This is a genomic window from Arthrobacter sp. B0427-1-12 (assembly GCF_059092905.1).
Genome location: NZ_JBNHIC010000101.1, coordinates 1 through 6,411 on the forward strand (window position 1 = coordinate 1; position 6,411 = coordinate 6,411).

Genomic DNA, 6,411 nt, shown 5'->3' on the forward strand with positions numbered 1-6,411 from the left:
TTTTCTTGCCGAAAATCTGAGCCGGACACGGGACGATTCACCTGACAGAAAAAAGCATTCCGGCGCCCGTGTGAACCATAAAGCGGGGCCGGAAATATCCGAAGCAACATGACAGCGGGACTGGCAGCAACTCCTCCTCAAAGCAGCGGAGGGACTGCATTATCCAGGGACAATATCCCGTCACCAAGGAGCGGTTTCAGATGGCAAAGCGAGTGCAGATTAAACTGATTTCCGACCTGGACGGCGGGCCGGCGGACGAAACAGTCCAATTCGCCATCGACGGCACGAACTACGAAATCGATCTGTCCGCTGACGACGCCAGGGTCCTGCGCAAGACCTTCACACAGTATGTAAAAGCCGGACGCAAGGCCTCGGCGGCCTCCGCCCGCGGGAAGGCTGCGCCCACGGTGCCCGCCGGCTCCAGCCGTGAAGCAACCCGGAAAATCCGCGAATGGGCCAAGAAAAACGGCTACACCGTTTCCGGGAGGGGACGGATCTCCTCCGAAGTCGTCGAAGCCTACCGTAAAGCGGTGTCCTGAATACCGCGGACAGGTGGGTAAGCCGTCTACGCACCCACCTGCCCGGAGGGCTATTTGGCCGGGTACTCTCAGATCCAGCCGCCCTGGCCGTCGTCGCTGAAGCGCGCAAACGTCGCACGTCTGCGGAATCGAGGCCGTAACGCCCGGTAGCCAGGATTCGGGTTCTGGCCTCCGGTGACAGGGCTTCAATGACCCGATCGCACTCCTCAAAGAGGCCCAGTTCCGCCATGAGCTCTTCAACGTCGCTAAAACCCGGTAGCAGCACCGTAAAGCCTGCTACTTCGTAATCGACCACGCGGGGGACGCCTATTGCGTACACGGCCTGACCCCGCCGGTTGTATGCGGCCACCACGACGTGCCACAAGCCCGAATCCTGAGCGGCTATGTACCCGATCCGTTCCCCATGAATATGGAAAGTGACCGCCCTGTGGTCATGCGGATTGCCCGGTTCGGGAACCAACTCGACGTCGTACCGACGCGTACCTTGATATCGCGGAAGCTTGTCACTGTGGTGATACCAGCCTCGGACATAGTGATTGTCCACGTGTGTTGTCGGTGTGAGATCAATCCTGCCTCGCGGGCGGATGTATTCACCGCGCGGCGGACGATAGGCCCCCATTACCAGATCACTCCTCTCCCTACAGCGCCGGGACGCCGATGACGTCGTAGAAGGTAGTGCTCTCCGGCCAGGGGTATGCCGTATTTGCGGGCCTTGGCGGCCTTGCCGGAGAGGCTGTCGGGGTCGGCGGCGATGACCAGGCTGGTTTTCTTGGTCACGTTGTCGGCCACGGTGTAGCCCATGGCTTCCAGGAGACCGGCCAGTTCGTTGCGTTGCCGGCTCATGGTGCCGGTCAGCACGATGACATCCCCGGGAGCCGGACGGTACGCGCTCTGGGCTGGGGCGGATCCGGCCGTTTCGGGTCGGGTGGCCAGTCCGGCGGTGACCTCCTCGTCGGACAAACCGAGCAGGGCGGCGGCCTGGCGCAGGTCCTGTTCCTCACGTTTGGTGATCTGTCCGTCTGCCCAGGCGGCGGCCAGCAGCTGGTCGAGGTAGTACCGGTGCAGGTCCAGGCAGCGTTCCTGGCTGATGCCCAGTTCCTCGGCCAGGGTGACCAGTTCCTTTTGCTCGGTGGCGGACAGGTGCAGATCCAGCATGGCCCGGCCCAGCAGGTCCAGGTACTGGTCGTGTTCGGCCGGTCCGGTGAATTCGGGCATGTGGGCGGTGATCCGGGACAGGAAGTGTTTCTCCACCCGGTTACCGGCCGGCCGCAGCACCGGGGCGAAGGCCCCGGACGCGGGCGGGAACCCCGACCAGTCGATCATGGCGGCGTTGAGCAGGGCCTGTTCCCAGTCGGGCCGGTCCGGGTCCAGATCGATGTACCGTCCGAGCAGGCCGGCCGCGGCCATGGCGTCATCGCCGGCGCAGTGCGCCGAGCCGGTGTCGATGCTGAGGAATTCACAGCAGTGGGCCAGGGAGCGGGCGTTGCCGTACACATAGTCATGGGCCAGCCGCATCGTGCACAGCCCGGCCAAAAAGGATGCCGGCACCGGCATCCCGGCCCGGTGGAACTCGTGCTCCAGGAACCCGGCATCGAAGCGCAGGTTGTGGGCGACCATGATGGTGCCCTGCAGCACCCGGGCAATCTGCGGGGCGGCCTGCTCGAAGGTCGGCGCGTCCAGGATGTCGGCGGCACGGATGCCGTGCACGTGCTGGGCACCCAGGTCCCGGCCCGGATTGATCAGCGTCTCCCACCGGTCCACGACCTGTCCGGAGGCATCGACCTTCACGACCCCGATTTCGGCGATGCGGTCATGCCGGCCGGGACGGAACCCGGTGGTCTCCACATCGACCACGGCGAACAGCGGCTCAGACATGCGAAGCCTCCTGCGCCGGAACCGGCCACATCCGCACGGCCGGCCCGCCGGCACCGTTGAAGTAGGTGCGGGTTTTGCGGGTCCGGTCCGCCTCGATCTCCAGCCAGTAGTTCAGCAGCCGCACGCAGCCGTTGGCGATCCGGACCGCTTCGCTCTCCACCGGTTCGCTGCCGTCCACCTCCGACTCCCACACCGAGGAGGGCGGGGGAGCGGGCCAGTCGATATCCAGCAGCGGGGCCTGCCGCTTGTACTCGGGCACCGGTGTGCCGGATGCCCGGGCTTCCTTGCGCTCCTGGACCTTGGCGGCGTTGTAGGCGGTGCGGCGGTCGTTCTCGGCCCAGAACAGCTCCTGCAGCAGATCCACCCAGGACCGGCAGTCCCCGATAAACGCGGCCGGATTCAATCGGGGCACCGCCGAAACCTGCGGTTCGGTGCATTTCACCTTCGCCCGGGCGGTCAGCAGCAGCTGCCGGTCGACGGTCAGGCTCCTAAAGGTTTTCTCGTCGAAGCCGTCGGATACGACGGCGTTGGTGGCGGTGGCGCGCAGCGGGCCGGTGAAGGCGTTCACCGACACCTGCCACAGCGCCCACCGGCCATCATGGATGTCCAGTATCGCGATGCCGCGTGGTGTGCTTACGGCAGTATTCATTTTTTCCCCCAATTGTTTTTATCTCGGCGGCTGCTTTGCCGCCGTTACTGCATTATTTGGCCGGGTATTCCCATTCCCAGCCGGCGGTTCCTCCGAGGTCATACATCAAGACACCTGTCGGTGTCGGTACGTCCAGGACGACCTTGCCGGTGGCTTTCTCGCCGGGGCCGATCGAGGAGACCAGCCGTTCGGTGTCGTTCAGGCAGCCCCAGGCGGCACCGGTCTCGAGGTTCCCGTTAAACGTTGTCCCGTTGTCCGCGACGACCTTCCACATGGAACCCGAGAGAGTGATGAACTGGTTGATGTCTTCGGTCATCTCCGGCATCGTTTCAACATCAAAGGTCAGGGTGACAAAATGCCCGTTCTCCGGAGCGGTCGCATATGGAGATGTACACGGGGCGTCCATGGTCATCTCGGTGAGAACGAACCGTGCCGTTTGTTCGCCTGAAGGCAGTAGCATTCCGGCCGGCTGGCCGACGGTCTTGATGAGGTTGCCCCGCGTACTCCTCGGGCCAACCGACACGGTTTCGCTGGGTGTCGGTGTCGCCGCTGCAGGCTCCACGCTGGGCTCCGCCGGCGGACTTGCCGGTGTCGAGGCGCACCCTGTCAGCAGCAGCGCCGACAGGACGAAAACGACTCCGGGTACGAAAAACTTGTTCATGGCCCCCATAAAGCATGCCGCCCCCCGGCGGCATTATGTGATGCAGCAAGGATAAACGTTGCCACCGACATTCATGCAGTTTCATCATCTGCACAGCAACGGGCCGGCAGGTATCCGAAGCTCAGGCCCTGCTGCTCAGCCTGCAGGAGGGGCGGCGGTTGGAGTTGGGCGAGGCAATTGAGTGGGCGGTTTGGCCGCCGTCGACTGTCTGCAAGGGGCGGTAGGCTGGGCCCCATGACTGAAGGGGGCAGTATGCAACAGGAACATGTTGATGCGGTTGTCGTGGAAGTAAACACCTTCGAACCTGAGCTGCTGGCGGTGTGGCCGGGTGACTGGGTCAACGATATTGAGCTGGCCTTGATCGACGCTGTCAGCTCCATCCGGGCCCAGTATGAGACCAGGAACGGAAAAGGCGTTCTGCCGCGCGTTCGAAAGTACCGGGACCTGCGCGGAGGCAAAGCGGACGATCTCTCCCGTCTTGCCGGCATGAGCGAAGCCGACCTGATCAGCATTGTCGGCGAGCAGAAGACCGGGGGCCGGACCAAGGCCGCTGCCATCATTGAAGCCGCGAACAACCTGCAGGACGCAGGAGTCGTCTCCGCCGTCGGCTTCGACCCAGGCAACGAGAAGCACCGACAGGCCTATACCGGGGTGAAGGGCCTGGGCCCTGTCACGTTCGCCTATTTCGGGATGCTGCTGGGCCACCCGGACGTGAAGGCCGATACCTGGGTGCGCCGATTCGTTGAACGGGTCACCGGAGACTCCGGACTGAGTGCAGAACAGGTCCGGCAGATCGTCACGGCCGCCGCCGGCCGTTTACCGGAGAATATCTCCGTCACGCACCTTGACCACGCAATTTGGAGGTTCGAGGCAGGGCGTGAATCCGCCCCCGAAGCGGGCCTGTCCTAAGGGGAGCGGTCAGCGGGAGGCCCAGGGCCGATCCCTTATTCTGCTCCGGGTGCTCCCGAAATCTTGAGTAGTTGGTGGTCTCCGCAAGCGGTTACAGCATAGGGCAGTTGATCTGCGCAGAGGACGACAGCTCGGCTCCCATGCGGTAGTCAAAGCGGTCCTTGTGCATGGCCGTTCAGGCCCGGATTCGGAATAGTAGACTCTTCTAAAATCCACAATGGAATAAGCGATCCGTTGTGGATCGGGGGATCAGAGCTAGGAACTTGGGGATGCTTCGTAGGGCTGAAAATGTAACACTCGTTCACCGACCCGGTTTCTTCGGGAAGGGGCCGATGGAACTGACAATCGGCAGGAAAGTTTATTTACTTGGCAGGATGTCGAAGGCTGAGTTTACAGAACGCCAAGAGTTTCAAAGGCAGCGCCCTGTGGCAATAGCCACGATCGGCGGCAGAAGATACTGGCAGTTTCAGAACAAGTATTATTCGGAGAACGACGGACTAAGATCCGATGAGATTTATGCCCTGATAGTGACCAGGGAACAACGAAACAGGCAACGGGTCGATCGTGCCCAAGCGACAGTTGTCATGGGATCATCGCCACGAGGTTCCGCCGCACGAAGATCCATTCCTGATGATGTAAAGCAGTACATTTGGACCCGCGACGAAGGTCGGTGCCGAAGCTGCGGCTCTACAACAGAGCTGCAATTCGATCACATCATTCCAGTGACGATGGGCGGCAGCAGTAACAGTGAGAATCTGCAGGTGCTGTGTGGCCCTTGCAACCGTTCAAAGGCTGCTGGACTGACCACTCGACGCTAGGCAAACGGCAGCGGGACAGGTTTATAGTTGCGCCCGTCGGGAGCCAATGATTCCCGCCGAGCCGTAATTGATCGCCGGGCTGCTGAGCAGTTCCTGGGCCTGTGCGGAATGTAGGAGCGGCTCCGGGGAGACCCAATGACAGGGGCCATCATCCAAGGAACCCCGGGGCTGTGCTCCTTCGCGGGGAAGCCAGTTCAGAGACCGGCCGCCAGATCGGCCATCAACTCCCGCAGCTTTTTCCGTGCCTCGGGCCGCGTATGCAGATTTGTGGCGCTCGGGTGCGGGGCCTCCCGCCAGGGGATGCTCCGGATCCGGGACGACCGGGACCGGAGCAGTTCCCACCCTGCCGAGCCATCGTTCCCATGGCAATGATGGTCTTCAGCCGGGGGAACAGGGACAGCAGGGTTTCGACGTCGTGCGTTGCTTCGCGGACGTCCTCGAGGCGGGTGGCGCGGGTTCGTGTTCCGTCGGGCAGGTACCAGGGAACGATGTTCCAGTTAGCGAACACGGACCGGGGCAGGGCGGCCTCATCACTGAGGGTAAACAAGTTGTTGGCCGTTCCGTCATTGTTGTCGATCGAGATAATTCCCGAGCCCTTGGAGGCGGATGATTTGCTTCCCGGTGCTTCCAGCAGGAAGAGTATCCGCAAACGGACGCCTGCGCCGGCAGGGTCCCACCACGGCACAAGCGATTCCGTGCCCGGTGCTTCGAGTCGGCGGCGCCTATTCAGTTCATGGCCCCAGTCGTTTAGCGGTTTGACGTGAGGAGCATTCAGCAGCGCCCACTTCCGGTCGACCTCGGCCCGGTGCCGGTGGGCGCGCGGCGCCGTTGGTTATTCTGCCTGGCCCATCGGTTTCGCCGGGACGGCGCCTCTCTGTGTCAAGCTGCTGTGTGGGAGGGGCCGCTAGGATTGTTTTTGGCGGGTCCGGTATGTGACTTTTCCGAAGCGCCGGTTTGGGG

Annotated in this window: 6 protein-coding genes; 3 read left to right on the top strand and 3 right to left on the bottom strand. The window is 62.7% G+C overall.

The features are described 5' to 3' along the window. Window positions 1-200 precede the first annotated feature (200 nt). Window positions 201-539 carry a histone-like nucleoid-structuring protein Lsr2 gene (locus tag AC5RWU_RS23380; protein WP_493986565.1) on the top strand — a complete coding sequence of 113 codons (339 nt, stop codon included), beginning with the start codon at window positions 201-203 and terminating at the stop codon, window positions 537-539. A 618-nt stretch (window positions 540-1,157) separates the two neighbouring features. On the opposite strand, the gene AC5RWU_RS23385 is transcribed toward AC5RWU_RS23380, so the two are convergent. The 3 genes from AC5RWU_RS23385 to AC5RWU_RS23395 are packed head-to-tail and all read right to left on the bottom strand — an operon-like array spanning window position 1,158 to window position 3,724. Next, a complete protein-coding gene (locus AC5RWU_RS23385; RefSeq protein ID WP_493986566.1) occupies window positions 1,158-2,414 on the bottom strand; it encodes an exonuclease domain-containing protein in 1,257 nt (418 codons plus the stop codon). Further along, a complete protein-coding gene (locus AC5RWU_RS23390) occupies window positions 2,407-3,063 on the bottom strand; it encodes a hypothetical protein (RefSeq protein ID WP_493986567.1) in 657 nt (218 codons plus the stop codon). The genes AC5RWU_RS23385 and AC5RWU_RS23390 overlap by 8 nt, the downstream gene beginning before the upstream one ends. 52 nt (window positions 3,064-3,115) lie before the next feature. Continuing rightward, on the bottom strand, window positions 3,116-3,724 hold the full coding sequence (locus AC5RWU_RS23395) for a DUF4352 domain-containing protein (RefSeq protein ID WP_493986568.1): 609 nt from the start codon (window positions 3,722-3,724) through the stop codon (window positions 3,116-3,118). Between the two features lie 252 nt (window positions 3,725-3,976). Between AC5RWU_RS23395 and AC5RWU_RS23400 the strand changes: the two genes are divergently transcribed. Then, a complete protein-coding gene (locus AC5RWU_RS23400) occupies window positions 3,977-4,633 on the top strand; it encodes a DUF8548 family protein (protein WP_494037340.1) in 657 nt (218 codons plus the stop codon). A gap of 332 nt (window positions 4,634-4,965) precedes the next feature. Then, on the top strand, window positions 4,966-5,451 hold the full coding sequence (locus AC5RWU_RS23405; protein WP_493986570.1) for an HNH endonuclease: 486 nt from the start codon (window positions 4,966-4,968) through the stop codon (window positions 5,449-5,451). Window positions 5,452-6,411 lie beyond the last annotated feature (960 nt).

What these genes read in the sequence shown, in the direction of transcription:
- AC5RWU_RS23380 (WP_493986565.1), top strand. Translation starts at nt 201, where the DNA reads ATGGCAAAGCGAGTGCAGATTAAACTGATTTCCGACCTGGACGGCGGG.
- AC5RWU_RS23385 (WP_493986566.1), bottom strand. Translation starts at nt 2,414, where the DNA reads ATGTCTGAGCCGCTGTTCGCCGTGGTCGATGTGGAGACCACCGGGTTC.
- AC5RWU_RS23390 (WP_493986567.1), bottom strand. Translation starts at nt 3,063, where the DNA reads ATGAATACTGCCGTAAGCACACCACGCGGCATCGCGATACTGGACATC.
- AC5RWU_RS23395 (WP_493986568.1), bottom strand. Translation starts at nt 3,724, where the DNA reads ATGAACAAGTTTTTCGTACCCGGAGTCGTTTTCGTCCTGTCGGCGCTG.
- AC5RWU_RS23400 (WP_494037340.1), top strand. Translation starts at nt 3,977, where the DNA reads ATGCAACAGGAACATGTTGATGCGGTTGTCGTGGAAGTAAACACCTTC.
- AC5RWU_RS23405 (WP_493986570.1), top strand. Translation starts at nt 4,966, where the DNA reads ATGGAACTGACAATCGGCAGGAAAGTTTATTTACTTGGCAGGATGTCG.